The organism is Williamsoniiplasma luminosum, assembly GCF_002803985.1.
In the GTDB taxonomy this organism is placed as follows: Bacteria; Bacillota_I; Bacilli_A; order Mycoplasmatales; family Mycoplasmataceae; genus Williamsoniiplasma; species Williamsoniiplasma luminosum.
In genome coordinates this window covers 600,320-626,746 of the sequence record NZ_CP024963.1, presented here as the reverse complement: position 1 = coordinate 626,746, position 26,427 = coordinate 600,320, and the positions used below count along the sequence as shown (strand labels likewise).

Annotated in this window: 41 protein-coding genes and 1 tRNA gene; 40 read left to right on the top strand and 2 right to left on the bottom strand. The window is 27.9% G+C overall.

Annotation, left to right across the window (positions count from 1 at the left end; all coding sequences use genetic code 4):
- Nucleotides 1-74: 74 nt before the first annotated feature.
- Nucleotides 75-148, bottom strand: a tRNA-Gly gene (locus ELUMI_RS02795).
- A 48-nt stretch (nucleotides 149-196) separates the two neighbouring features.
- Nucleotides 197-463 (bottom strand): 30S ribosomal protein S15, encoded by a 267-nt coding sequence (gene rpsO, locus ELUMI_RS02790; RefSeq protein ID WP_025734688.1) that lies wholly within the window; start codon nucleotides 461-463, stop codon nucleotides 197-199.
- Nucleotides 464-1,265: 802 nt separating this feature from the next.
- Here rpsO and ELUMI_RS04625 point away from each other — a divergent pair.
- From ELUMI_RS04625 to ELUMI_RS02600, 40 genes are all read left to right on the top strand, one after another.
- The gene (locus ELUMI_RS04625; RefSeq protein ID WP_275667560.1) at nucleotides 1,266-1,391 is read left to right on the top strand and encodes a hypothetical protein; all 126 of its coding nucleotides are present in this window, start codon (nucleotides 1,266-1,268) and stop codon (nucleotides 1,389-1,391) included.
- 61 nt (nucleotides 1,392-1,452) lie between these two features.
- Nucleotides 1,453-2,007, top strand: a complete 555-nt coding sequence (locus ELUMI_RS02785; protein WP_025734687.1) for a hypothetical protein — start codon at nucleotides 1,453-1,455, stop codon at nucleotides 2,005-2,007.
- 35 nt (nucleotides 2,008-2,042) lie between these two features.
- Entirely contained in the window at nucleotides 2,043-2,435 is a 393-nt protein-coding gene (locus ELUMI_RS02780) for a hypothetical protein (RefSeq protein ID WP_025734686.1), read from the top strand.
- Nucleotides 2,435-2,791 carry a hypothetical protein gene (locus ELUMI_RS02775; RefSeq protein WP_025734685.1) on the top strand — a complete coding sequence of 119 codons (357 nt, stop codon included), beginning with the start codon at nucleotides 2,435-2,437 and terminating at the stop codon, nucleotides 2,789-2,791. The genes ELUMI_RS02780 and ELUMI_RS02775 overlap by 1 nt, the downstream gene beginning before the upstream one ends.
- A 154-nt stretch (nucleotides 2,792-2,945) precedes the next feature.
- Nucleotides 2,946-3,119: a hypothetical protein gene (locus ELUMI_RS04535; protein ID WP_156921433.1), complete on the top strand. Its 174-nt coding sequence runs from the start codon at nucleotides 2,946-2,948 to the stop codon at nucleotides 3,117-3,119.
- Between the two features lie 148 nt (nucleotides 3,120-3,267).
- A complete protein-coding gene (locus tag ELUMI_RS02770) occupies nucleotides 3,268-3,747 on the top strand; it encodes a hypothetical protein (protein ID WP_025734684.1) in 480 nt (159 codons plus the stop codon).
- Between the two features lie 11 nt (nucleotides 3,748-3,758).
- The gene (locus ELUMI_RS02765) at nucleotides 3,759-3,995 is read left to right on the top strand and encodes a hypothetical protein (RefSeq protein WP_025734683.1); all 237 of its coding nucleotides are present in this window, start codon (nucleotides 3,759-3,761) and stop codon (nucleotides 3,993-3,995) included.
- A gap of 149 nt (nucleotides 3,996-4,144) precedes the next feature.
- On the top strand, nucleotides 4,145-4,375 hold the full coding sequence (locus tag ELUMI_RS02760) for a hypothetical protein (protein ID WP_025734682.1): 231 nt from the start codon (nucleotides 4,145-4,147) through the stop codon (nucleotides 4,373-4,375).
- Nucleotides 4,376-4,387: 12 nt separating this feature from the next.
- Nucleotides 4,388-4,732, top strand: coding sequence for a hypothetical protein (locus ELUMI_RS02755; RefSeq protein ID WP_025734681.1), 345 nt, complete (start codon nucleotides 4,388-4,390; stop codon nucleotides 4,730-4,732).
- A gap of 16 nt (nucleotides 4,733-4,748) precedes the next feature.
- Nucleotides 4,749-4,910, top strand: coding sequence for a hypothetical protein (locus ELUMI_RS02750; protein ID WP_156921432.1), 162 nt, complete (start codon nucleotides 4,749-4,751; stop codon nucleotides 4,908-4,910).
- 63 nt (nucleotides 4,911-4,973) lie between these two features.
- A complete protein-coding gene (locus ELUMI_RS02745; protein ID WP_025734679.1) occupies nucleotides 4,974-5,465 on the top strand; it encodes a hypothetical protein in 492 nt (163 codons plus the stop codon).
- A 13-nt stretch (nucleotides 5,466-5,478) separates the two neighbouring features.
- Nucleotides 5,479-5,826, top strand: a complete 348-nt coding sequence (locus ELUMI_RS02740) for a DUF3850 domain-containing protein (RefSeq protein WP_025734678.1) — start codon at nucleotides 5,479-5,481, stop codon at nucleotides 5,824-5,826.
- Nucleotides 5,827-5,843: 17 nt separating this feature from the next.
- Nucleotides 5,844-6,092 (top strand): hypothetical protein, encoded by a 249-nt coding sequence (locus ELUMI_RS02735; RefSeq protein ID WP_025734677.1) that lies wholly within the window; start codon nucleotides 5,844-5,846, stop codon nucleotides 6,090-6,092.
- A complete protein-coding gene (locus ELUMI_RS02730) occupies nucleotides 6,064-6,444 on the top strand; it encodes a P-loop NTPase family protein (RefSeq protein WP_025734676.1) in 381 nt (126 codons plus the stop codon). The genes ELUMI_RS02735 and ELUMI_RS02730 overlap by 29 nt, the downstream gene beginning before the upstream one ends.
- A 5-nt stretch (nucleotides 6,445-6,449) precedes the next feature.
- Nucleotides 6,450-6,668, top strand: a complete 219-nt coding sequence (locus ELUMI_RS02725; RefSeq protein WP_025734675.1) for a hypothetical protein — start codon at nucleotides 6,450-6,452, stop codon at nucleotides 6,666-6,668.
- 3 nt (nucleotides 6,669-6,671) lie between these two features.
- Nucleotides 6,672-6,929, top strand: coding sequence for a hypothetical protein (locus tag ELUMI_RS02720; RefSeq protein WP_025734674.1), 258 nt, complete (start codon nucleotides 6,672-6,674; stop codon nucleotides 6,927-6,929).
- Nucleotides 6,930-7,161: 232 nt separating this feature from the next.
- The gene (locus ELUMI_RS02710) at nucleotides 7,162-7,503 is read left to right on the top strand and encodes a hypothetical protein (protein WP_025734672.1); all 342 of its coding nucleotides are present in this window, start codon (nucleotides 7,162-7,164) and stop codon (nucleotides 7,501-7,503) included.
- Nucleotides 7,504-7,517: 14 nt separating this feature from the next.
- Complete coding sequence (locus ELUMI_RS02705; protein ID WP_025734671.1) at nucleotides 7,518-7,937, top strand: 6TM ABC transporter family protein; 420 nt, start codon at nucleotides 7,518-7,520, stop codon at nucleotides 7,935-7,937.
- A 120-nt stretch (nucleotides 7,938-8,057) separates the two neighbouring features.
- Complete coding sequence (locus tag ELUMI_RS02700; protein ID WP_025734670.1) at nucleotides 8,058-8,372, top strand: hypothetical protein; 315 nt, start codon at nucleotides 8,058-8,060, stop codon at nucleotides 8,370-8,372.
- A gap of 60 nt (nucleotides 8,373-8,432) precedes the next feature.
- Nucleotides 8,433-8,771 (top strand): hypothetical protein, encoded by a 339-nt coding sequence (locus ELUMI_RS02695; RefSeq protein WP_156921431.1) that lies wholly within the window; start codon nucleotides 8,433-8,435, stop codon nucleotides 8,769-8,771.
- A 4-nt stretch (nucleotides 8,772-8,775) separates the two neighbouring features.
- Nucleotides 8,776-9,246, top strand: coding sequence for a hypothetical protein (locus tag ELUMI_RS02690; RefSeq protein WP_025734668.1), 471 nt, complete (start codon nucleotides 8,776-8,778; stop codon nucleotides 9,244-9,246).
- Nucleotides 9,247-9,440: 194 nt separating this feature from the next.
- The gene (locus ELUMI_RS02685) at nucleotides 9,441-10,064 is read left to right on the top strand and encodes a transporter permease (protein ID WP_025734667.1); all 624 of its coding nucleotides are present in this window, start codon (nucleotides 9,441-9,443) and stop codon (nucleotides 10,062-10,064) included.
- A complete protein-coding gene (locus ELUMI_RS02680; protein ID WP_025734666.1) occupies nucleotides 10,057-11,637 on the top strand; it encodes a relaxase MobL in 1,581 nt (526 codons plus the stop codon). The genes ELUMI_RS02685 and ELUMI_RS02680 overlap by 8 nt, the downstream gene beginning before the upstream one ends.
- 118 nt (nucleotides 11,638-11,755) lie before the next feature.
- A complete protein-coding gene (locus tag ELUMI_RS02675; protein ID WP_025734665.1) occupies nucleotides 11,756-14,512 on the top strand; it encodes an Mbov_0397 family ICE element conjugal transfer ATPase in 2,757 nt (918 codons plus the stop codon).
- Between the two features lie 14 nt (nucleotides 14,513-14,526).
- A complete protein-coding gene (locus ELUMI_RS02670; protein ID WP_025734664.1) occupies nucleotides 14,527-14,913 on the top strand; it encodes a hypothetical protein in 387 nt (128 codons plus the stop codon).
- 6 nt (nucleotides 14,914-14,919) lie between these two features.
- The gene (locus tag ELUMI_RS02665) at nucleotides 14,920-17,364 is read left to right on the top strand and encodes a type IV secretory system conjugative DNA transfer family protein (RefSeq protein WP_025734663.1); all 2,445 of its coding nucleotides are present in this window, start codon (nucleotides 14,920-14,922) and stop codon (nucleotides 17,362-17,364) included.
- Nucleotides 17,365-17,587: 223 nt separating this feature from the next.
- The gene (locus tag ELUMI_RS02660; protein WP_025734662.1) at nucleotides 17,588-17,965 is read left to right on the top strand and encodes a hypothetical protein; all 378 of its coding nucleotides are present in this window, start codon (nucleotides 17,588-17,590) and stop codon (nucleotides 17,963-17,965) included.
- A 78-nt stretch (nucleotides 17,966-18,043) separates the two neighbouring features.
- Nucleotides 18,044-20,092, top strand: coding sequence for an Mbov_0396 family ICE element transmembrane protein (locus ELUMI_RS02655; protein ID WP_025734661.1), 2,049 nt, complete (start codon nucleotides 18,044-18,046; stop codon nucleotides 20,090-20,092).
- A gap of 30 nt (nucleotides 20,093-20,122) precedes the next feature.
- Entirely contained in the window at nucleotides 20,123-20,371 is a 249-nt protein-coding gene (locus tag ELUMI_RS02650; RefSeq protein ID WP_025734660.1) for a hypothetical protein, read from the top strand.
- 2 nt (nucleotides 20,372-20,373) lie between these two features.
- Nucleotides 20,374-20,844, top strand: a complete 471-nt coding sequence (locus tag ELUMI_RS02645; protein ID WP_025734659.1) for a hypothetical protein — start codon at nucleotides 20,374-20,376, stop codon at nucleotides 20,842-20,844.
- Between the two features lie 132 nt (nucleotides 20,845-20,976).
- Nucleotides 20,977-21,885, top strand: coding sequence for a hypothetical protein (locus ELUMI_RS02640; RefSeq protein WP_025734658.1), 909 nt, complete (start codon nucleotides 20,977-20,979; stop codon nucleotides 21,883-21,885).
- A gap of 247 nt (nucleotides 21,886-22,132) precedes the next feature.
- Complete coding sequence (locus tag ELUMI_RS02635; protein ID WP_025734657.1) at nucleotides 22,133-22,729, top strand: type II toxin-antitoxin system antitoxin SocA domain-containing protein; 597 nt, start codon at nucleotides 22,133-22,135, stop codon at nucleotides 22,727-22,729.
- Entirely contained in the window at nucleotides 22,686-23,300 is a 615-nt protein-coding gene (locus tag ELUMI_RS02630; RefSeq protein ID WP_156921430.1) for a hypothetical protein, read from the top strand. The genes ELUMI_RS02635 and ELUMI_RS02630 overlap by 44 nt, the downstream gene beginning before the upstream one ends.
- A 360-nt stretch (nucleotides 23,301-23,660) precedes the next feature.
- Entirely contained in the window at nucleotides 23,661-24,161 is a 501-nt protein-coding gene (locus ELUMI_RS02625) for a hypothetical protein (RefSeq protein ID WP_025734655.1), read from the top strand.
- A 1-nt stretch (nucleotide 24,162) separates the two neighbouring features.
- Nucleotides 24,163-24,783 (top strand): DUF1281 family ferredoxin-like fold protein, encoded by a 621-nt coding sequence (locus ELUMI_RS02620; protein WP_025734654.1) that lies wholly within the window; start codon nucleotides 24,163-24,165, stop codon nucleotides 24,781-24,783.
- 1 nt (nucleotide 24,784) lies between these two features.
- The gene (locus ELUMI_RS02615; RefSeq protein ID WP_025734653.1) at nucleotides 24,785-25,291 is read left to right on the top strand and encodes a hypothetical protein; all 507 of its coding nucleotides are present in this window, start codon (nucleotides 24,785-24,787) and stop codon (nucleotides 25,289-25,291) included.
- A 2-nt stretch (nucleotides 25,292-25,293) separates the two neighbouring features.
- Complete coding sequence (locus ELUMI_RS02610; protein ID WP_025734652.1) at nucleotides 25,294-25,629, top strand: hypothetical protein; 336 nt, start codon at nucleotides 25,294-25,296, stop codon at nucleotides 25,627-25,629.
- A gap of 1 nt (nucleotide 25,630) precedes the next feature.
- Nucleotides 25,631-25,795: a hypothetical protein gene (locus ELUMI_RS04530; protein ID WP_156921429.1), complete on the top strand. Its 165-nt coding sequence runs from the start codon at nucleotides 25,631-25,633 to the stop codon at nucleotides 25,793-25,795.
- Nucleotides 25,788-26,030 carry a hypothetical protein gene (locus ELUMI_RS02605; RefSeq protein WP_025734651.1) on the top strand — a complete coding sequence of 81 codons (243 nt, stop codon included), beginning with the start codon at nucleotides 25,788-25,790 and terminating at the stop codon, nucleotides 26,028-26,030. The genes ELUMI_RS04530 and ELUMI_RS02605 overlap by 8 nt, the downstream gene beginning before the upstream one ends.
- Nucleotides 26,023-26,427 (top strand): hypothetical protein, encoded by a 405-nt coding sequence (locus ELUMI_RS02600; RefSeq protein ID WP_025734650.1) that lies wholly within the window; start codon nucleotides 26,023-26,025, stop codon nucleotides 26,425-26,427. Before ELUMI_RS02605 ends, ELUMI_RS02600 begins: the two co-directional genes overlap by 8 nt.

Sequence of the window (26,427 nt, the reverse complement as noted above, 5' to 3'; positions counted from 1 at the left end):
CCTCTTCTTATTGATTAATTTTATTATTTTTTTAAATAAAAAAATACCTTGATGGTATTTATCTTTTTTTATAATGGAGCAGGTGAAGGGAATCGAACCCTCACAGTCAGCTTGGAAGGCTGAAGTTCTACCATTAAACTACACCTGCATGATTACTTTATAAATAATAAAGAATTATTTATAAAGTGTCAAGTTTTTATTTTCTAATTCCTAGTTTTTCAATAACGTTTTTATAACGATTAACATCTTCTTTAGTTAAGAATTCTAATAAATGACGACGTTGAGCAACTTTTTTTAATAATGTTCGACGAGTTGGAACATCTTTTGTATGTGCTTGTAAATGTTGAGTCATGTTTTTAATGTCTTCTGTTAAAATCGCGATTTGCACTTCTGCTAAACCAGTATTTTTTTCATTTCCACCAAATTCTTTAATTAACTCAGCTTTTCTTTCTTTTGAAACCATGTTTCCCCTTTTCTTGTGATTTAAAACATTTATCTAAGTAATATTCTAGGGTAGAATTAAAACTCAGGTAAATAATCATCTTTTATATAATAGCATAATTCCCCTAAAAATCTGATTATTTTTTCTAAATTTTGGGAGTTTAAGAAAATCATGAAATTTATAAGAGTAGTTGTGAAACTACTTTTTTTATTGGGTGATAGTGATGTCTATGTTTAAATTTTCTGTGCACTTTCTTTGTAAAAACGTGTCAGAAATAAAAGACTACTTTAATGAATATTTAAATTATTGAGTAGTCTTTTTTAACAAACATAACTTCATATAAGTGTAATGAAAAATACATATTAACAGGTTGAACACAATATTTAACTGAATGGGTCTTACAAAAGTACAGATCGGGGCAAGATACCTTATGCGACATGCGAGAGCGGCGAAACAAATCTTCGGTGACTGTGACCGTGAACAGTTAGTGTCTACATAACTAGTTATTAAAACAAAATGTAGGGGCGTTTAACTTTGCTAGTTAGACACGTTGTACATAGCAAGTACAAGGTAGATAAGTTGATTTGATCAACTTATGGATAGACCATTTGCAACATCAATCTCCATTTTAACATAAGCTAGTTAACTTGGAACAAGGGGGGTCTGAGTTTAAAAACTGATGATAGCGGACGGAACAGTACTCAGTGTAAACTGAAGATTTATTTCTAACGCAGTTTGCATCAACAAGGTGCAAACTGCGTCAAAAAGCAGAATACTCGTGAACCTGAAGATATGTATTAAGTAATAAATGAGGAGAAATGTTATGAAAAGAATTGATTATCTAACAGCTTTAAATGTTGAAATAGTTAAGACCAACAAGGAAATTGAAAAACTTGAAAGGGAAATGTTACAAACTTTAAAGGTCTTAGAAAAATATGCAAAAGTGTAATTAAAAATACACTTTCTACATGAATTTGAATATATCGAAATGATAAAGGGGAAATTAAATAATGAATAATTTATTAACAAATATTGGAGAACACGTTTGTCCATTACCGGAAGGTTCAATTAAAACTTGACCTTTTGGTGAATTAACATTAGCGGGTTTTATTTTAATGGGATTTGCTTTATTAATAATTGGAGCTGTTATTTTATATTTTTTATACATGCTTCTAGAGTCTTGACTAGAATATCGATATCAAAAGGCACATCCATTAATGTATCAAAAAGACGTTTCTTTTAAAAAAATATATTCAAAAGAAATTGAAGAAACGACTGTTTTATCATTAGATTGTTTCATTTTGCTGTTTGGATTCATTATGTCAATTATTGCAGCAATTTTAATCGGAGTTGGCTGAGGTAATTTAAGTTATATTTTTACTTCAAAATTTGACACATGGTTAGTTACAAATCAAACATTGTTTGGTGAAATTCATTTTAATACTTGATTACAAGAAAATTACACTCAACTTGGAATTACAAATTTACAATGAGACTCGCTAGTAAATTCTATGAATTTAAAATTCGGATGTATTAATGCTATTGGTTCATTAATCACCAAATAGAACTATAAACATTACAAAACTAAGGGGGCATACACATGTCAAATATAAATATCACAATAACACTTAAAGGAATGTCTGCAATTCATTTTTGCATTGATAACTATTGAAATGCCAAAAAAGCACTTTGATATATGAAAAATCCACGTTCTGGAATGACAGGAATTCCAGAATGAATTTGTGGAATTTGTCATGAAATGGAAATTAATGACTCAGCTGGAGAAGAACACTTATTAAAACACATTCAAGATTATTTAATAATTCTTGAAGATTATCATCCAAATATTTTAAAACGACTTATGGATGATGAAGAACAATATATTCGTAGTTGAAAATTCTATTATGACTGTGAAACTCATTACTATAAATTGAATTATTTAGATCCAATAAATTGAGAAGTAAAACCAAAAGAACCAAAGGAAACAAAATAATGAATATTTTATTAACAAACATAGGAGAACAAGTTGTCCCATTACCTGAAAATTGAATTTCAGTTGATCCAACTTCTTTGTTACCATCAGGAGCACTTCTTGCTTTATCAATTATATCTGGAATTTTAGGATTAATTATTTTTCTAGTTTTTATTAGAAATACTTCTTGCTTTGTAACATTAAAGAAATCCAATCAATCCGAATCTGGGGATTGAAAAATGATAGTTGAGCCTTTGCTTGTATTAATAGCTTTTATAGGGGTTAGTGTTGGGACTGCAATTGGAGCTTACAAACTTTGGGAGGAAATTAACTATATTACTCAAGATACAAGAAAATTATATTCACCTCGGCATTAATTCATCCCAATGAAATTTGATAGTAAATTCTATGAATTTAAAATTTTAAAACATAAAGCCACTTGAAAATATACTAGCTCTAACACAAAAAAATGTTCTGTTAAGCTTGGCAAAGAATTAATAATTACAAATTATAAGATTGGAGAGAATTAATATGGAAAAATACCCAAAAGGTGATATGCCACCAGAATATAGACTATTATGTGGAGTTTGTGGTTTGGAATTAAAAAGCACAGGCAGACACCCGTTGTGATATAAAACAGGTTCAAATTATAAATGTGAAAATGAACATTGTGATCACCAAGCATATATAACACTCAATAGTTAAAGGAGATTAGGAAAATGGATCAGTGAGAAATTAACCGAAACGACCCTAACTTTGTTTGAGAAAAACGTATGTGTGTTAGGTGTTCAAAAAATGAAGTTATAAATCAAGTATGACTACATTTATGCGATGTATGTTTAGGAGAAATAAAATGAAAAAAGTAGAAATTAAAGTCTTACAAAATGGTGTAATGACCGAAATCGAAGGTGAATTAACAACAACACCAATCGACGACTGTGATTTTGACGTCACAGAAAAATATGCTGAAAATGAGTGCGAAGCAGATTGTGATGCAATCTATGGCGGTAGTGCAACATTAGAAACCACAATCACTTGTTGAGAGTGCGAGAAACCAGAACACCAAGTAAAAATAGGTTTTTGTAGTTTATATTGTGCATACGATTACTTTGGGAGCAACAAAAATGAATTATTTGATTGTGACGAGTGCGAAAACAAATTAGAAATTGCAGGTGAAGAAGGCAAAAGATATATCAAACATTGGTGTGAGGCCGAGGATGAGGATGAGGACGAAATACCTCACGAAGAAGATAACCCAAATTGTGATTGTGACGATTGTGCTGACTTTGACGAAAATGATGGTCAGTATGGTAGTGGTATGGGAAATGATTAGTAGGAGAAACTATGAACAAATATAAAGCAGAAAAACCAAGATTAAAAAAAGATTTTTTTGGAACATACAAAATATCTAAGGTGTATGACGAAAACCAAGGACTTGTAGCAGATCTAATTATTACCGAACTACCAAAACAAACTATTGAGTTTGTGTGTTATTCTCACGACCCAAGTGTTATTAAAGAAGTTTGAAATAATGTGTCTCACATTATTAATAACTTAGTACAGGAGCAAGAAAATGAGTAAATATTACACACTATCTAAACAAAAATGTGCGGTATGTAAAACAAACAAAGCACAAGTAATAGTTGTTAAGGCTTACTCAAGCAAGTCCCAATATATTTGTGGTGAGTGCTACGAAAAAGGCGAACAACATTTTTGAAAGGAGTTAAATAATGTGAAATAGTTTAATAAACAATAATATAGGTTTAGCAAAAGAATTAAGAGCTGAAAGAAAAGAAATCAAAAAGTGATTAACAAAAAATGATACTCCAACACTTTGATACAGTGGGGGTAAAGAACATAGGGCACAAATAATCGCAATGGAAAAATTATATGAAGAAAAAGGAAAAGAATTACAAAAATTAAATCAAGAAATTACCGACGAAAACAAAGAAAGTAATTAGAAGGAAAAAAATATGTTTAAAACACGATTAGTTTTTAAGTTTGAAATTGCACAACAAAAACAAGATTTTGCTAAGCAATTAGAGCTATTAATATATATGACAAAGCAACCAAGCTCAACAAAAGCAATAAAAGCTTTAATCAATGAAAAATTACCAAAAAAACACAAAAGCAATAACGAATCAATAACACTGGAATTGGTAAAATTTTCCTTTCCTGATGATTCAGCAGTTAAATCAGCTGTTAAAAAAGATCCCAATTCTTTCGTTAAAGGTAAAGCCCTTGATGGTAAAAAAGTTGAATGAAACAAAGATTATATATTGTCTTTAATTGACGAGAAAAATGAACAAAAAAAATAGAAAAGAGATAAAAATTATGGAAAGAGAAAAAATTGTATACGAAGAAATCGACCTTGTCGTTTGCGGTGAATGTAATCTGATTATTGAACCTGACTACGGTATTTCTTTAGACGAAAGTTGCTACTGCAATTGTGATGATGAAGAAGATGAATTAGAAGAAGATGAATTAGAAAATTAAACAAACCAAAAAGAAAAAAAGTAATAAAAAACATTAAGTAACACCGAGAAAAGGAGCGTGACTATGCAAAACAAATACAAACCAGGACCAAGAAGACCTAAGAACCAAGACCAAATTGATTTCTTAGAACAACAATTGGTTGAAGAACTTTTACTAACAGGACTTAACTTTTTTAAGTTTAACGATTACAAAAAGGCCTTTAACAAAATTGACTATGCCTTAACCTCCTGTCTCAAGTCTCATAACATTGATAAAATGACCCGAGAAGCAGAGGCAAATTACCAAGACGATGAGGAATTTACTTATTGCCGAAGAGATTGCGGAGATGAAGAAGCATGCGTTGGGCATGACGAGGAGTTTTGTGAAGACTTTTGCGACTTAGACCCTTGCCCGATGAGACAAGATGACGATGAGGACATTTGTGACGATGAGAATTGTTGGGAAGGTTACGAACCTTGCATGGACCCAGAACATGCCAAACCAAAGGAAATTGACGAGGTTGATGACTTAACTAAAACACTCAACGAGTCATCCGAAAATAAAGAAAGTAATTAGAAGGAAACAAATTATGAACGAATTAAAAATACAAGATAACTTTTTTCAATATGTTAAAGAGGGAATCAAAAACTTTGAAATTAGAAAGAAAGATTATGGTTTTAAAGATTGAACTAAAGTTAGATTGTTAAATATTGAAACTCAAGAAACTTTGATTGTGAAATTAAAACAAACTAAAATGAATACATTTGAAATAGGGCAATATTTAAGTGAACTACTCCGCACTAAAGGAAATGAATCGGACTTTTGGGAATATCCAAAAAGACAAATGTTGTCCGATGTGAACAACTTTGTATTAGAAGATTATTTTAAACAAGGTGATTCCTTGTATTGATACGATCTAGAACTAGTAAATGAATAAAGAAAAGGAGATAGTAAATGGAAACCAACCATCAACAAATGAAAATTATTAAAGAAAAAATATGTGGTTCTAAGCGAAAAATTGCGCACGACGAAGAACATGCTGAGTATTTATACAGAAATGGAGAAGTAGTGGGTGCCATTCTTGTTGAAATGGAAATTAAACACTGGCAAGCAGTTATTTTGGACGAAAAAGAAAATTTAAAATTGCTCAAGAAAAAATTAAAGGAGTTAGAAAATGAACAAAAATTTAACTATAACTTATAAACAAAGAAACAAAATGAATGACACCATTTATGTTACTGGTCGATCAGGAGTTGGAAAAACAAGTTGAATGGTGAATGAACTTAAAAATATTGTGTCAACTAAACACAAAATAATTATTTATGATGCCGAGAATGAATATCACGTCATTAATAAAACAGCAACAATAACACATGACTTTTTAGAATTAACATTGTTAGTTAATTCAAATAGATCAGCAAAGCCAATTATTTTAATAATAGATTCACTGGACACAATTCCTACTCATCCATTTGGTAGAACTCTTTCATTTGAAAATGAAATATTAAATTTACCGATTGAAAAAATTTATTTAGTAAAACAAGAAAAAGAGTAAAAATTATGAAAGTAAAACAATTCCAAAAAAAATATCAAGAATATTTATATATATTTGAAAGAAATACAGATGTCATAATATTACATTGTCCTTTATGTCATAACAATACAGGCTTTATGTTTAAAAATTTAAATAATCCAAATAATCAATTTGAAAGTGAATCCTTTTGAGCATGTGAATGTAAAATTGATCCTATTGAAGATGACTGCGTGGAGGTTAAATAATTTATGAATAAATGTCAAAAAAAAGGTTGTTCAATTTTTTTTGATTATACCCCCAATGATGGTTATTTGATAGCTCGTGGAAAAAATTTAAAAATATGTGATGAGTGTCATAAAAAAGAATTAGATCTTAGATCAAAGAAACTTTATTTAGGTTCAAATCGAAAAGTTGAGAAGCAAATTTCAGAACTAATCAACATAGTTGATCAACAAACAAAATTGCTCACAAAATTATTAAATAATGGAATATTAAGAGATAAATAGTATTATGCAATTTCCATTATCAAGAAAAGATTATTACATTTTAGAAACTTTAATAAATAAATATAGTTTTAAGTTAATAAATCTAGTGTGCGGGACACAACAAGATTTAGATCAAAACGTAAATACCTTTTCACACAATGAGTTTTATATTTTGAAAAACTTACACAAAAAATATAGTTCGAGCGATTTACAATATGTTGCTTCATATATTAAATCTAGAAAGGAAAAATAAATGGCCGAAATCGTCAAAAAAGAATTACACGAAAATCTGCAAATGGAAGATAAAAAATTTAAATCTTTAGCATTTAAATCAAATATCAGAATGAATAAAGTTTTATTTAAAAATTGCACATTTGAAGAAGTTGTGTTTGATGCAGAGTTTACCAATTGTAATTTTATGAATTGTATTTTTAAAGATTGCAAAATCAAAGAAACTTCTATTTGAAAAAGAAATTTCTTTAATAGACAAACATATTTTTGAAATGTTTTAAATCAATCAAAAAATTGAAACAACAATTACTTTGAACCAAAGACAAAAAATAAAAAAACAACAACAATAAAAAAAGAAACATAAGGAGGACACATCATATGTCAAAAAAATTAAATTCTAATTTATTAGAATTAAAGACAAAACACAAAGTTGAATTAAAGGAATTACAAATTAAATCTAAAATTAAAAGATTAAAACAAAAAATTAATGACGAAAACAACAAAAACAAAAAATTAAAAACAATTGTTCTTGAAAGTAAAAAAAGAAAACAAAACTTTTTATGATGGGGTCTTTTCGGTATTGCAATATTACTTGCAATGGTCAGTTTAGGTCTTCAAATATACGGAGCGATTACTCAACCTCATTGGATTATGTTTTTATGCTTTTTAATTGATTTTTTCATGGGAATTTTACTTGGAATTCTTCTGATAGAGACTATGAAATTTACCGACGAAAACAATCAGGAAATTAATGAATTAATTAAACTTTTAAAAGAACAAGATTCGGAGGTTGAATAATATGAAAAATAATGAACTTTATTGTTTTCATTGCAAAAAGTTATCTGGTACTCAATTTTGGAATGACAAGACAAATTCAAACCAATTCCATCGCACTTTATGTGGTAGAAGGTGAATATAATGCCGAAAAAGAAAAGAAAAAAAATATATTTTTGTCAAGAAGAATGAGATAAACTGGAATGATCCCTTAAAGAAATTTATAGCGAATTTTTAGTTATAACAAATAGTTTGTTTGAAGATTCCGAGAATTTGGCTAAATTGAAAAAAATCATTGAAGAAAATGTATTGATAAAACATGATTTAAATAGCCAAGAATTAATTTTGTTATTTGATAAGATTAGTTATATTTTTATCAAAATTAATGAAATGTTGAAAAAACAAAAAAATAAACTAGATCCAGAAACTATCTCACAAATTTTTCAATTATTTATTTAATGTTATATATAATTGTGAAAATTAAAGAAAATGATTCTGAAATTGAATTATATTTATTTAATGCGTAGATGAGCAATCACTAAAGCTTGAATGACAAGCAAGAAAGGAAAAACATTAATGAAAGTAGGACAATTATTAAAATTATATAGAAGCAGTCTTTATGCTGTTAAATATATAAATTATAAAAACGGAAAAGATATTATGCCTTTTGATTTTGAAAATGTGAATGATATGTTAAAAGTCAAAGGGTTTAAAGTCTATTTTGATAGTATCAATATGGTTGATACTATTGTTATTGGAATTTGTGAAAAACAATATATTTCGCTTAAAAATGATCCAGAAATTGGTGGTAATATAACTAATGTAGATTATTTAGAAAATCAAAGAAAGTGAAATTAATTAAATGAATGCATTAAAACACCGATGAAAAGAAAATATCTTAACCATTTTTAAACAAAAATACCAAGATACCAAAATAGCTTTTGAAGCTATCCAAGGGAACGATGGAAACAAGTTTTTTTATGACAAATTAGATGATAAAAAATATTTAATGGGTGATGTTATTTTTGAAGTGAATAAGGAATATTATACATTTGAATTTTTTACTGATCCTTCTAAAGAATATCGATTTTCACCAAATTTAAAAGAATTTTGAGAATATGAATTTCCGAATGGTAAAAGAACCAAACGCCAAACAAACTGACCTAATATATGAAAAAATTCTAAAATATATATTGATAAATATAACGGTAGCTATAATAAATTCTTTTTGATTGCAAAACACGTTAATCATAACGGTTCTGGAAATGGAATTTATGCAGTTGGTATTGATTTTGTTGAAGAATTTATTTCAAAATTTGTTTTAAATCAATAAACCCTAAAAGGCTATATTGTGATAAAAGTGTATTTTTAATTACACTTTTTCAAAAGCCAGTTAAATTAATTTAGATAATTTATGTTATAATCAATGTAACAAAGAAAGTAGTACGAAAGTACTGCTTTTTTGTTTTTATATATCACAATTGTATCCTTTCGTACATTATTTGAAATTATAAAAGGAGAAATAAAATGGAAAAAAAACTCAATAAAACCAAAACAATTAGTCAAGAAAAAAAGAAAATGAACAACAAGAAATTTTACATCGACCCTTTCGTTAACTTGGAATTCAAAAAATATAATTCAATTTTCAAGAATAAAAAATATAATCAGTTAACGGATGAATTTATCAATTTTAAAACTGAGTATGAAAAAAACTATAAATGAAAAAGAGGTTTGTATTATTTCTTAGGACTTTGTCTTTTAACTATGTTGGCTTTTTTTATATTCTCAACATTTGTTTGAATTGTAGTACTGGGAGCGATTGCAGGGATTGCTCACGAAACACATGACATTGATTTGATAAATATAGATCCAGAAATGTTATCGATAGTTTCTACTCATTTTTTGATATCTACTACTTTATTCTTTTTAATTCCTATCCTTTGTATTATTCTTTTTTGAATTAATAAGAAGTGACCAGCAAAAGATAATTATAAATCTTATTGAAATTTATTTATAAAATCATCATTGAAATCCAATGAATTTAAAGAAAAATTTATATTTAATGATAAAGATGTTTCGTTGATGTTGAATGGTTCTAAAACGACCGAAAAAAAAGAATCAATTAACAAGGAGCTTCAACAACATGATTAAAAAAACAACCCCTGTTTTATTAGAAGTTAAAGCAGTGTCTAATGCCATCCCAAAACCAAGCAAAAAAGCTAACTGATATAAATCAGGAGATTATTTGGATTATATTGCCAGACACGAAGCAACTAGAGGAATTGAATTTTCAACCGAAGAAATTATTCAATTACAATCAAAAAAAGCAAATGCTTGAAAAAAATATAATTATTCATTAAAACAAAAAAAGACATTGCTTGAAAGTCTTTCTGAAAATCATGATGTTTATACAAGTATTAAAAAGGCTATATGGGATGAATCGTTTAAAGACTATAAACAAACACTATTAGATTTAACATCGACAAAAGAACTTCATACAGGTGTTTTTGATTTAAAAGGTGAAATTTCTAGAAAAGAAATGTATTTCAAAAAGAAAGCTTTTAACAAAATTGTTGATGACCAACTTATTTGATCGGGAGTGATATCTTTTTCTGAAGATTTTATGAACGAACATCAAATTTTTTCAGGTAAAGAATTTCACAAAATTGTAAGTCGTAATTTAAAGAAATTAATGATTCAAAATGAATTAAACCCAAAACAAATGGAAACAGCAATTTCTTTTCACAAAAATACCGATAATACTCATTTTCACTTTGCGTTCTTTGAAAAATATCCAACAAAGTATAATAATGAAACTAAGCAAAAAGAATTTAGAAAAACATTTATGTTAAATTTAAATTCTATGCGTGAATTAGAAATTAATATTGAATCAGATATTAAATCTAATATGGAAGTTTTTGATGATTTGTTTCAAAGTAGGGATGAATTAAGAGCTGCTTATAAAACTACACATAATAATTTTCAAGAAGTTTTTGAAGATTTGATTTTAACTAAAAAACCTTTAAGTAGCAATCTTTTAAAATGTTATAGAAGTGTCAAAAAAATTAAATCAAAAAACAATAATCTTACCTTTGGTTCAAAAAATTTATCTAAAAAAGACAAGAACAATTTATTAAATTTAACAACAATTTATTTAGAAAATAATCCTGCATTAAATGATAAATATCTTGAATTTTTAGAAATAAATAAAAATGTTGCTAAAAAACAGTTTGATTTATTCTTTGAATCATATAGTGATTCTGACTTTGTAAAATCTAAATATCCAAATCTTGATAAAATTGAATTATACAATTTAACTAATTTAAATGATGAAGAATTGCAATGAGATTATAAATTTGATTTATCTGATCCAATTGAATTTCTAAAATTTAAAAATAATGAATTTATAAATGAGAATATCTTTCATAAAAATGAAAATGGAATTTATGAAGGAATTCTTGTACAAATCGGTAATGAACTATTAGAAGATGTTGAATATATGACCTTACCAACATTAAGGAAGAATCAACCAACTAGTTTTAAAACGGATAATACTTTTAATTCTACTGATAATTATTCTTTTGTTGATTGAAAGAAAAACAAAGATGAATATTCAATTAATAAATTTATAGATGAAGTTCAATATTTATCAACTCAAAAAGCTCGCGAAATTCAATATTTAATCGATACAAAAGACAAACAATTAACTAAGCAAATTAATTAAAGTTTATGTTATAATCAATGTAACAAAGAAAGTAGTACGAAAGTACTGCTTTTTTGTTTTTATAACCACAATCGCGTGCTTTTGTACCTTCTTTGAATTTATAAAAGGAGAAATAGAAATGAGTATAAGAAATAGTTACATACCCAAGAAATTGGATAATAGGTTGAAATTAAGTAAAAATAAAAGTTGGTTTACAGTATATGATTTGATTTGACTTTTTGTTGCTGGAGTTATTGCAATTATTGTTGGAATAACTTTATCAATTGCAGGGATACCTGTGCAAGTTTTAACAGGTCTAATTGTTTTTGCATTAGGGTTTATTTTAATTTTACCTACTAAAGTTGGAAGAGAGTTAAGAGTTTATCAAGTTATTTATAAGTCTTTCAAATTTAATTCGGAAATTAAGAAATTTAAATTCAATACAGTGAATGATACACGCAATTTAGTTGCGTTTGATTCAATTGTTGGTGATGAAAATGAGTCGCCAAAATTTGTTGCAACAAAAACAGCTTCTAAAAATAAAAGCTTTTTAGCAACGGCTGTTAAGGTTTCGGGTTTTGATTTGTTCCGTTTTTCACAAGAAGAACAAGACCTATTAATGGGTAACTTACAAAAATTATTTTTAAGAATAGAATTAAATGTTTCTTTAGTAAAAATTAATCGTCCATTAGAGTTGAAATCTAATAAAAAATTTTTTGAAAATAAAATTATCGAAGTTAATGAAAACTTAAAATGAAATAAACATGAAAAAAAATCAAGAATTAAACAATTAAAAAGTTATATAAATTTACATGATAGTGAAGATTCTTTTATTTCATCTAATAACACAGATCGTGAATTTTACTTTGTTTTGTATTCAACCAATAAACAAAAGTTATATAAAGAGGTTGCACAATTAAAACATGAGTGTTCAACTGTGGGTTTTAAATCTGAACATATTGAAGCTTTTGAATTAGTAAATGTTTATTTATCTTTAATTAATCCATATCAAAAAAAATATTCTAAAGAATATATAATGGAACATAAAGATAAACTAGATGATATTTTGTCATTTAATAATTTAAAACAAAGTGGTAAATATCTATCTGTTTTTAGTGAATCGCAAAATGAAGAAGAAAAATTTAAGTATTATATAAACGTTACAAATATTAAGGAATATCCTGCATATCCAACAAGATCATGACTTGCTCCATTGGTCTTTTCTCCTTCTAACTTTGTTATGAATATAAATGAGATAAAAAATGAAGGAATTTCACAAAAAATTTCTCAACAAATTCAAGTTCTTAGAGCAAATACACAAACACACTCTAATAAAGATTTAATTGGTAAAGCTAAATTAGAAAAAGAATCTGAAATTCTTTGACAATTAGTAGAAGATTTATCTTCTGGTAATGAAAAGATAAAAAGAGTTAACACTTACATCTATTCTTATGATACAAATTTAAAACAATTGAATGACTATAAACAAATTTTCTTTAAACAATTAAAGAACAATAAAATTTTGATTGATGATATGAGTTTTTTACAATTAACTGCATTTTCTGGTGCATTGTTAAAACCAACAGATGAATATGGAAATAAATATGGAGTACATATTCCTGCAACAGCACTAGCTGAATCATTTCCTTTCTTATCATCAAATTTACGAGATGAAACCGGCACACCAATAGGATTAAATGAATTAGGTGAACCAGTTCTTTTGGATATTTTTATTAAAGATGATAATCGTATGAATCACAATGGTTTCTTTGTTGCTAATTCTGGTGGTGGTAAAACAACCGCTCTAAAGGTTTTGATGACAGGTGAACTTGCTAAAGGAAATAAAATTAGAGCCATTGATCCAGAAAATGAATATGCTTCAATTGCTCATTATTTTGGTGGATTGGTAATTGATGCTGGAACTGGAAGAGAAGGAAGAATTAATCCATTACAACCACAAATTCAACTTATTGATAATGATAAAGATACTTTATCTAGAAAAGAAATTCTTCAATACCATATTGAGTTTTTTGAAACTTGATTAAAAACATTATTTAGCGATCGTAAAAATATTAACGAAATGGCTCCAATGATTTCATTTGCGTTAGGAGAATTATACCAAACACCAAAATATGTTAAAACCAAAAAAATTACAGAAAAGAAAGTTGAATGATATCCAACTTTTAACAATTTAATAGATTTTATAAAATCACAAATTAAATCAAAGAATCCAAAATTTCAAGCAGAAATTTATGATGACTGTGTGACTTTATTGGAACAAAACTTTCAAGAAACAGGTAAATATGCCGAACTTTATAATGGCCCAAGTGTAATCACTCCAAAGGCCACAAAAGATATTATTGTTTACAACATTCAATCTTTATTAGAAAAAGCACCAAATTTAATTCAAGCACAATTAATGTTAATTACTTCAATTATTCAAAATGAAGTTAAATTGAATAATTTAATGACTGATAAAAAAATGTTTGTATTGATCGATGAAGCTCACTTATTATTAGATGAAAAAAATATGATGGCTTTAGATTTTATTTATCAGTTAGTAAAACGTATTCGTAAACGTGCTGGTTCTGTTTTCTTAGCAACGCAAAACTTGGAAGATTTTTATTCCACACCTGAAATTGCTAAAAAAACAAAAGCAATATTAAACAACTCAATTTATGTTTTTATTGGTAAAACATTACCTCAAAATATAGAAACGGTTGAAACAATGTATCGTTCAATTGGTGGTTTAACTGAATCTCAAAGAGATTTCCTGCTAGGAGCTAAGCGTGGAGAATTCATTCTTAGAGTTGGATCTTATGAAACACACAATATTAAATTTAATATTTCACAAGAATTAGAAAATGTTATTCAAGCTAAAGTTGAATTTAACTAGAGAGGAACACTAAAATGGAAATAGCATTACAATTATTAGCTTTATTAAGCGTAGGTTTTTTGGGAGTAAGTATTTTTTTCTTACTTCAAAGATGAAGATTGAAAAAGAAAACAAAACACATAAAAAAAGCTAAAATTAATTTAAAAACTTACTTGCGTCAAAAAAAACAAGAAGCATCATCAACAGATTCTTTTAACACAGTAAAAGAAACCATAGTGGGCACATTAGACAATGATGCTTCATACCAGTTATTACACAAAAAACTAAAACTTCAATTTTGAATTTGTTTTGGAATTACCGTAGTTTTGTGAATTATATTTTTATCAATTGGTTTCGGATCTGGATTCTTCCAAGAATGAGTTAATCTTCATGCAATTGGTAAAGCGTTGGTTAATAAATAAAATAATATGAAAACAAAAACACAACACAAGTTTTTAACAAATATAAAAACCCCAAACCAATGATGAAAGTTTGGATTGTACATTTTAGGTTCAATAGTAATTGCATATTTATTGTTTATAGTATTAAATTCAATCTTGATTTTAATCTCATTAATTGTTGACAAGACGTTAAAACTAACATTTTTAGAAGCTTTTAATAAAACTTTTAAATCACCATTTTTTGTACCAAAAGCAAATATTGCTTTATATATTTCTTTAGGTGCATTGCTATTCTTAATTATAAGATCTTTTAACATCTGCTTCTTTAAAAAACAAAAAAATCGTGACCATGTTACTAAAACGGATAATATTGAATATGGTTCAGGTAAATGACTTTTGGATGAACGTAAACCTGAAAAAATTAATTTAAAAGACTTTGAGAAGGTATATACTCCTAATTTTGAAATTCCATCGTATTTAACTAGGACAACTTATACTAATAAGAATGGTAAACATAAATTACTTTATCATGGAATTTCGGTGCGAGATGTGGTGCATCAAATTATTATTGGTTCAACAGGATCGGGTAAAACTCAAAAAGTTATTTTTCCAACCATTTTCACAAATTCAAGATTAAAAGATATTGTTGATCCCACTACAGGAATTAAAACAAATAGAAAACCTAGTTTTGTTATTACTGATCCAAAAGGCGAAATTTTTGATGTAACAAAAATGGATTTAGAAAAACAAGGATACAATGTTCAAGTTTTAAATTTTAAAGACCCATCTAAATCAATGGGTTGAAATCCTTTGGCTCAAACATTAAAATTTTTTACAATTGCGATTACATATGAAAAGGATTTCATTCAAGCAATTAAAAAATCATCCAAACAAGACAACGCAAAAATAAACCATGATTTTTCTTGTCTAAAAGATACAATTCCTAATTGTACAAAATGCTATGATGATTTTAAAAATAATAAAAAGCAAAAGAAATTTTGAATTGATAAGTTTGATAAAAAAATTATTTATACTCAAGAAGATTACGATAAATATTTAACTTCTCAAATTAAGTATTTTAAATCATTAGCTCAACAAGAGATTGTGGATTTAGCCGAAACTTTAATCAATTCTAGTTCATCTAAAGAAGATATTTGACCGAATGGAGCTAAATCTTTAATTAAAGGGGTTTTAATGGCAATGTTAGAAATTAAAGAAAAAGATTTTGCTGCAATTACTGAAAAAAACTTTAATATGGTTACTGTTCAAAAAATTTTAGCAAACAGAACTTCATTGAACAATTGATTTAAAAAATATGGTTATTTAAATCCTACATCCGGATCTTGAGGTACTTGTTCTGCTCAAATTGATTGTGGTGAAAATACTAATTCTTCGTATTTTAGTGCTGTATCTAACGGTACAAGAATTTTTGCAGATGAATCTTTACAAGATATATTGTGTAAAAATGATATTAATTTATTTGAAATTGCTTCTAAGGATAAACCTACCGCATTATTCTTGATTGTTCCTGACCAACGTAAAGATAAACACCCATTAGCTTCATTATTTGTTTCACAATTATATTTAGCATGTTCTTTTGTTGCTGATCGAAATAGAATTGATTTTGGGCGAGAAGAACTAGATCGAGATTTAATGTTCTTGCTCGACGAGTTTGGGAATATGCCAGCCATTGCTAACTTTGATACTATTTTGTCTGTTTCACGTTCAAGAAGAATTTTCTTTACATTAATTGTGCAAGATTTGGCTCAAATTGATAAAGAGTATGACAGAGGCGCAACAACAATTAAATCTAACTGTCTATTAACAGTGTATTTGAAATCAGATAATGAAAACATTAATGAAATGATAGCAAAAAAATGTGGAAAAGAAACTGTTTTAACAAGATCAGTTAGTGATGATAATTCACAATCTTCCAAATCGTCAACATCAATGGTTGGTAAGGATTTAATTACTGCAGCTGATCTATTTAAATTAACTAACAGTGATGATGAATTAGCTGTTGTCTTGTATGCTGGTATGCAACCTGCAATTACTAGATTTAAACATTTATATAAATTAAAAAAACTTGGAGTAATGAATTTCTTTGGAAAATTGCAATTTGATTCAACTCCCAATCCAATAATGTATGATGAAAGTTATTTTTTTGATTTAAGCAACTATAAATTTCAAAAAGATGATGTTGAACCGATAGTTGATCCGACAAATTTATCAAGAGTTTCCAAAGAATTTGAACGACCAATGTTCAAAAGACCTAAACCAAATTTTGATATTAATAATTTAAAATTGATGGAATTTAATTCTTTGTCTGCAAGTGAAAAACAAAAGAAAATTGAAGACTTGAAATTATTGCTAAAAACACAAAAATTATCAACATATCCAGACGAAAATCAAATAAATGGATTAAAAAAAGACATTGAATTATATGAAAATTCATTCAATGGAATGAAATAATCTTCAAAACTTTAAACAGAAGATTACGAATGCTAAAAAATGATTTAAATGACCAAAGAATTAAATCCAAAAAAAGATTATAACCATTGTGTTGAAGATATATTTTATGGTATAATGAAGGTAACAAAGAAAGTAGTACGAAAGTACTGCTTTTTTTGCTTTTACAATCTAAAACTGTATACTTCGTCCTACTCTTTGGAAACAGAAAATAGGAGGTAAAAAAATGATTAATTTTTATGCAGGTTTGGATTTTTCGGGAATTACAAAACAAGTAAAAGAATGAATTGGACCAATTCTATCAATTGTGGGTTTTATTGCGGCAGCATTCGCTCTATTTGCAGTTATTAGAATTGCATTTGCAATCGTTAAATTAAATAAAGAAGATGATGTTCCAGAGGGAGCGATGACCAAAAAAATATGACAAATTTGTGGAGTTGGAGTTGGTTTAGCAATTTGTTTAGCGGCTGGAACAATTGGAACATTGATGTGAGAATCACTATCTGGTTTACAACAAGATTGAGGAGTTGGAGGAAACACTAAAATGTTAAGTGTAAGATCATTGGTTGATTTTTATTCATTGACACCATTGCTAAAACTCTAGAATAACTATGAAAAAAGTGTAATTAAAAATACACTTTTATTTGCATTTAAAAAACAATTTTAAACAAGGAGGTACTAAATGTTTGATTGATTATTTGACTTATTAAATAATGTAATTAGCTCATCTTTAACGGGGTTTGTTTTTTCTATTGTTTGATTAGTCTTAATTGGACCGATATTAATGTTGTTAGAAACATTTGAACAACTTTTTGTGTACTTATCTGGTCAATTAGTATTACAAGTTATTTTTGGAATTGGTTCAACTGATGCAGCCGGAAACACGATTACAACATTCTCATTTGCAAATCTTCCAATAGCCTTTTGAGCATTTCTAATATTTAGTTTTATGCTCATGGGCGTTCTTTGGGGCGTTAATTATTGGAGCATTTGTATGAGTGACGATTTGGAAGTCAAAGAAAGACTTGTTAAAGCAACAAAATTTTCATTAATTGGAATTGCAACAGCAGTCTTTATGCCACTCGCATTATTTATTCTTGCTGGTTTTACAGTACATCTGGTGAATTTAATTGTTTTCATTTTTGGAAACAATGAAGGAGGTGCTAATAAAGCAAGTTCAATTTCTGGGATGTTATATCACATTGGTGATGTTAATTGAGACGGTAAAATTACAGTTGCTGGTGGAACTGCTTTATGAAAACCACCAGGAAATTTATTGGAAAAAGGACAATATAATATTCTTGTAACTATTGCAGGAACATTTGGAATGTTTTATGGAATGGCTATTGGGGTAGTTTCATTAGCTTTAAAAACTTTTGAAATTTTTTGATTATTTATTAAAGGACCAGTGGTAGCTGCTACAACCGTTCAAGATGATGGTGCAAGATTAAAAGTTTGAAGAGAAGCAATCTTAAACAAATTCTTAGCAGTCGCCTTAGGCTTAAGTACATACTTGTCGTCAATTGTTTTATTAGGAATACTAATTAAAATTAAACCATCTCAAGTTATACCTGGAGCTGGTGGAATGACTGACACTACCTTTAGATTAATTATGATCTTAGCAAGTGCTGCTTGAATCATGATGGGGCCAAGTTTAGCTTCAATGTTTACAGGTGGCGAAAAAGCCATTGATAGAGCAGCTAATGAGTCAGTGAAAGGTGCAGTTAAAGCTGCCGGAGTTGGAGTATTAGCATCTGCTCGTGTTGGTGGAGTTGGAGCCGGAATTGCGATTGGAAGTAAAACTTTACAAAACAAATCATGAGGGCTTGGAAGAAGTGAAGACTGAAAGAAAAAACATGGTCTTGGTGGACTAAACAATCGTATGATGGGAGGATCTGACCAATTAAGTCCTCAAGAATCTGATGGAGTTGAAGGAATGGCTGATGCAGCTGAAAAAATGACTCAAAACACACCTGAACCAGTAAAAAATATGTTTGGTGCTTGAAGAGGTCGTGGTGGAGCTGTTATGGCTGGAGTTGGAATTGCTGGAGCTGTTTTAGGAACTGGAGCCGCTTTATTATCTAAAAAGAAAAGAGGGGCCGCTAAAGCTAAAATTGGTGAACGATATACTCAAATGCGTAGTAAAATTTCTCAAAAAGTTGCTGATGTTAGAACTGGTGAAGTTGGAGGTAAAGGAACTGCTAAATTTGAAGGTGATTATGAAACTCGTTTCAATAATGCTACACAAAGATTAACTGAACAATTTAACGAATATGGTCATTTCGAAGAAGGCACAAAAGAATACGCCAAAGCACATAAAGGTTTCATCAATCAACGTGCAAAAGATATCAAGATGGTGCGAAAAGCTGGAGCAAAAGAAAAAGCAATTCAACACACTGATAAACCTATTGCATACAAAACAACTAAAATAGAAAAAACTTTAAACAACAAACAAGCTCTTGCAGAAAAAAAAGTTAATGATTCAAATCGAAAAGTTGAGAAAATTAATGCTCGTGTTGAAAAACAGAACGTTAAACCATTAACTGCCGAAGAAAAATCTGCTCATAAGATTGCTAAAAAGCAAACTTCTGCTACAGTAAAACACCAAAACAAAATTGAAACAAAAGCAATGAAAGACTTTAAACCTTCAAAAGAGGCCCGTAAAGCAGACAAAACTATCGGAAGAAAAAAACAATTAGAATGAAATGAAGGAATGAACAAAACAAAATAAACCAAAATAATAATTAGGGGAATAAACAATATGACAATTGGACAATTACTAAAAAAATATGGCGAACAACTTTATGCAATTGAATTGTTTGACTATGAAACCGGAGATACATTACCGTTGCTTTTATATCCTAAAAAAATTATTAACAAATTAAAATTTAAAAGTTTTCAAGTTTGATATAATGAAAATGAATCTATAAATGTTTTGATGATTGGAATTGATGCTAAATATTATCATGACTTTTGAGTAAATATTATAAATAATGGTCTTGGAGGATAGTTGTGTTTACAAATTTAACAAAACAAAAATGAATTGAAGAAATTGAAAATTTATTAAAGAGATATTTTTTAAAGGTGAATAAAGTGTTTCAATCAAATGATTCAGAAGGCGGGAATAAATATTATTATTATAATGAAAAGTATTTACTGGCTCATGTAATATTTGATTGTGAAGGAACATTATTTGTATTTAATATTTTTACAAACAACAAATATGAATATCGTTTTTTTATTAAAAATAAGTTTTTTTGACAAATAGATCGCAAAACAGGAATTAGATCTAAAAAAGCAACAAATTGAGTAGAAATTTATCAAAACAATAAATATCATTTAGATAACCATACCAATAAATACAATATGTTTTTTATCGCTTCTGAATATATAGATTTTGAAGGTGCTGGACATGGTATGTATGGTGTTAATTTGTTATCCTTAAATCAATTGCTTAGCGATATATCAAAAAAACACAATTAAAATTTTAGAAATAAAGTGTATTAAAATATACACTTTTTTCTTTATTTTGTCAAGGGTTTTAGATTGAATTATTTTATCTTAAATGTTATAATAAACATGTCTTTAGTAACAAGATAATAAGGAGAAATATATATGTTTGGATTTGGATGAGATGCAAAACAACAACGAAAATTAGATCAATCACAAGTGGTCTTTAAACAATACGAAAAAATTTATGGACAAGGAACATTATGAAGATGCGACCGCTCACGAATTTGATTAGCTTATTTACTTTACAAAAATAATCCTCAAATTCCAGGAGTTGATGCAAAGTTTTTTAATTATGAAAATTTTCATAATAATGTGAATAAAAAAACAATTTACAGATTTGATCCAGATTGGCCAACTAGTGATAAAATGCGTAAAGTTCAAAGTGGATTTCATTCTCCATCTGGAGGATATTTAGGTGGAGGAAATGATGAAGTTAAAGTTAATAATTATGTCATTACTCCATCAATTACAGTTTCTTGATATTGAGCCTTGAAATTAGGAACACCAATGTATCGCATGGGAGATGATATGAAACAAATTCATGAAGCGATGGCGACTGGGGAGGCAATGAAAAAATTTATTAAATCTCGTCCAGATTATTTTGCATTAGCTACACAAATGGCTGGAATTGAATTTAAAATTTATGATGCAAAATTGAGATCAATCTTTGAAGCATTTTGAGAAAAAGATTACAATCTTTATATTCAAGAAGCAACTAATATTTTACCTAATATTATGGATCTAAAAGCCTTTGCTGAAACTGCTAATGATTTTGGTGCTGGTTTATCAAAACAACAAACTCTTGAAATATTCTTAGATGACTTTTATGGAATTGATGCTGCATATTTTGGCAAAGGTATCGATATCTGACCCCCAATTGAAACAACATTACCACTAATTGTTGAACAAATGAGTGTTAAACAAGCAACACCTGAAGAAATTGCAAAAGAAAAAGCCAAAAGTGCAGAACGTGAAGCTAAAGTTGATGACTTCTTAGCCAATATTGGTTAATCGATGCATTAGCATTAAACAAATGTTGAGTTAATACTTAGTATTTGTTTAAGATTGATAGTCCCTAAAAGGACTATTTTTTTTTGGATATGCTATAATATTTGTGTAAGACCTTGAAACTGAGTCAAACAAACATTTGGGTTTTAAGCGTAATCTAAGTACGTGACCGTTTAGGCTAAATGTTGGTGTAAAAGCCAACGTTTTTTTATACTATATTGTATAATTAATAATGTAAATGAGGTTTATTATGAATGTAGAATATATAAAAGAAGTGATCTCAAAAAGAAAAAAAATAAATTCTTTTTTTGAGTTAGACACCGAAGATATTGAAAAGATTTGGTTTGCATCTAATCGTTTTTTTGATATATCAAAACAAAGAAAATTTACTATTTACAAAACTCATTTTTTAAAATTTATTTCAATATTAGAAATAGAGTACATGAAACAAGCCGGAAATTATTTTACTAGTCAAAAAATGATTAGAATGGAGAATGGACCTGTTCCATCTAAAATGAAAGATTTTATAGATTATTTTTTTTTAGAACAATTATCTTCAAATAATGAAATTAGTCCTTTTAAAATATCTAACAAAACTAATGGAAAAAAACAATTAGAATGAAATGAAGAATTTGAAACATTCAAAATATTTTCTTCTGAATTTGAATTGAATTTGATAGAGTGATGCACAAACAAAATTTTTGAACTAAACAATTCGAAAAAACTTTCTGATTTTACACATAAATATAAATCTTGAATTAATGCTGTTGATGGCAAAGAAATGAATTTATTAGATGAAATAGATGATAAAGAAAGAAGGTTTGATATGGAAATCATCTATGGATAGTTATTATAATCTGGAATTATTTTTTTTAAAAAACAATGGTGGTGAATGTGTTTTTCCTATTGAAACTTGTAAACACAATAATAAGAATTTATGCAGAACAAAAATAATTATATTAAAGTTAATCGATGAAAATGAAAGAATTTCATATGATGAAAATGAAAGTAAATCTTTATATTACAAATTAACTAGTCAATTTAATTCTAAAGAACCAAAAAATTCATGAATAAAATTAAATAATTATGATGCATTGAATCTGTTATTCAAAAAAGATACATATATAAGGGTAGGAAAAGAAAAATCAGATTTTATCCGTCATCAAAAAGATAAAAAAATAACATATTTTCCAGATGATTTGAGAAAACCTATTCTTTCACTAAAACTTCAACAAGAAATTTTAAATCTTTTTTTAAATAATGAATTTTCTCACCAAAAAAAATATATCCATTTTAAAGATTTAGAATTAATGAACCAAAAGCTAGAAAAATTAGAAAGTCAAATCAACAATGTAATTGAATTGATCGAAAATGATATTTCAATTTCTAAAAATGATAGTGAATGAGAAATGGATTAGCTTTTTATGTTATTATATTTATGCAATAAATAAATCAAAATAAATCTTAAATGATTTTTGGGGTACTTACGGAGTGGTAAGCGCTTTTTTCTTACTTGTTCAACAATTTGTTTAACAAGAGACTGTTATTACACATCAAATCGAATAAGAAGATAAAAGTGTATTTTTAATTACACTTTTCCTAAAATAAGTTAATTTATGTTATAATCAATGTAACAAAGAAAGTAGTACGAAAGTACTGCTTTTTTGTTTTTATAACCACAATCGTATGCTTTTGTACCTTCTTTGAATAAAAAGTCCACAGGACTTTAAACGGAGGATTACAAATGCTAAGAATTTTTGCATTAATGGAGATGCAGTATGAATAAGAAAAAATGAAACTACTTTTATGATGAAGTTAACAAATTAGAAATTGTATCAAAAATAAAAGAATGGTGTAAAAGCAATAATGTTCTCTTCGAACCTTATGCTAGAGTCGGATCATATTATGGAGATGATGATAATAGTATGGCTTGTTCTTGTTGTTTTAAAGGAGAAATTGACACCAGATCTAAAGAACCAAATTATGAATATGTTTTTTTAGCAATTGGTGACAATGCTGGGTCTTGAAAAGTTGATAATTCTGAAGAACGTGATCCCGATGTAATTATTAAAGAATATGAAAGAAACTTAACTCATGAAAAATATGCAATCCCAGTTTGATTTCAATTTAAAAATGAAGAAAGAACAAATGATTTTTTAAATTATATGAATTGAACAAAAACTGATGAAGTTAATCCATTGTATCTAACAAATGGTTTAACCTTTGAACAATCACGAAAATTAACATTCACAGATGAAGCTGAAATGGAGGTTGAATAATATGCCTAATTGATGTGCAAACAGAGTAACCATTATTGGTTCTAAGAAAAATTTAAATCAATTAATTAAAGATAGCACAACATCTGAAGGGTTCTTTAAATTTAATTGTTTAATTCCAATTAATGAAAATATCAATCCTGATGACAAAACTAATATTAGTCAAGTTGAGCACCAAATAGATATGTGAGGAACTAAGTGGGATTTGGATGATGAAGAGCATTTACAATTGTCTTTATTTGAAATTGATTCTGACAAAGATCTTGAAACAATTGAATCAATAAGCTTTGGATTCGAAACCGCGTGAACACCACCAACACCAATTTATTCTTTAATGAGAGAAAAATATAATTTGCACATTGTAGCAAGTGCTGTTGATGAAGCTGAAAATTTTATCGCAACTTATCTTGACGGTCAATGAACAGGACATGAAGATGACTGAAATAAATATTATGATCAAATTTGTCCAAAACCACTTGACGACTATGATGACGATGAGCAAACAGAAATTTTGGATAAATTAGATGAATGAATTGAAGAAACTATTGACACTGTTAATTTAGAGAATATTGAAAGAATTACATCTAAATTGCAACAAGAAAACAATGAAATGGAGGTCAATTAAGATGACAAAAATACAACCTAAATACAAACAATTCAATGTGGAAAAAATGATAAAGTTTTCTGACTTTCCTAAAAGAATTAAAAACGCAGAACGAGATTTAAGAATTATTAATGCTATTCAAAAATATGTAAATGATTATATGGATGACACTATTGATGATAACAACAGTACAACCATAAAGACTTTCTCTAAAAATACTGGTGAATTAGTAAATGAAGAAGTAGTAATTGATCCTGGGTATTGGTTATGAGAAATTAATCTAGTATCGATGCAAAATACTTTACCTTGATCTGATCATTGAGATTCTATGACCATGTTTGGCGATTATGTTGAAATTTATCAAGTTCTAGAAGCTGAAGGAGATTGAAATACCCAATTTTTCAGCTTTAATGTTGCTGGTGAATTAGTTGCTCAAAGCGACAATATCACAAACATTTATCGTTCTATGGCTGGTGAAAACGAAAATTCAATATGGAGTTCTTCAGATAATGATATGGAAATGGAGTAATTATGAATAAAAAATTTTATTACACTGAAGTAAGTATAAATGATTTAAAAAAATCAAATTTGTTTTTAAATGTACTTCGTGACGAATTTAATGAAAATAAATTTCAACAAACTTCAGGAAACCATGATGAAGACTACTTAACAACACCTTATTCGTTAGCTTACAGTTCAGAAACAAACGAAGTTGTTTACAATGTTGGGGAATGAGCTGATATGGATTTTATGGATGAAATAAGCAGTCTTGAAAATAATGGTTTTGAAGTTTATCAATTAGAATTTAAAGATTTTGAAAATGAAATTCTAAAAATTCGAAATTATAACGAAATGGAGGCTAAGTAGTATGGGTTTTAAAACACCACAAGACGTGATAAGTAAAATGTCTTCACTTGGAGACAACGATTGAGTAAAACACGATGATAAAGCAGCACACAAAAACAAAGAATGTGCTTCTTGTTTTCTTGATCAATACAATAAAAAAACAGAAAAGAGACAAAACAATGAATAAATATGAAAAAGAAAAATTATATAGCATATTATGTGATGCTAATAAAGCAATCATTGATTTTAAAGATGAATTAGATGAAATGACCCAAGACGATGAGGAATTTACTTATTGCCGAAGAGATTGCGGGGATGAAGAAGCATGTGTTGGGCACGATGAGGAATTTTGTGAAGCATTTTGCGGGTTAGAGGATTGCGACATGCACCAAGATGACGAGGGGGAATTAGAAAATGAATAAAATTAATAAATTCTTGTTAAATACCGAAGCACGACTACAAGATTTAAAAGTATATTTAGAAGATAATCAATCCAAAATTAGAGAAATAAACGAAAACAATCAAAAGATTTTAGCTGAAATTGACGATTTAGAACAAACAAAAAAGTTGTTAGAAGGGGTTGTTGAAAAAGAAGGAAAAGTGGATGAACGTAAACCTGAAACAATTAAATCATTCTTGTTAAAAAACGAAAAACAAATACAAAATTGAAAAATACAATTCAAATGTAATCAGGACAGAATTAGAAACATAAACGAAAGAATTCAAAATGTTTTAGTTGAAATTGACGATTTAGAACAAACAAAAAAGTTGTTAGAAGAGATTGTTGATACAGCTGATGATGGAATGGAAATGGAATAA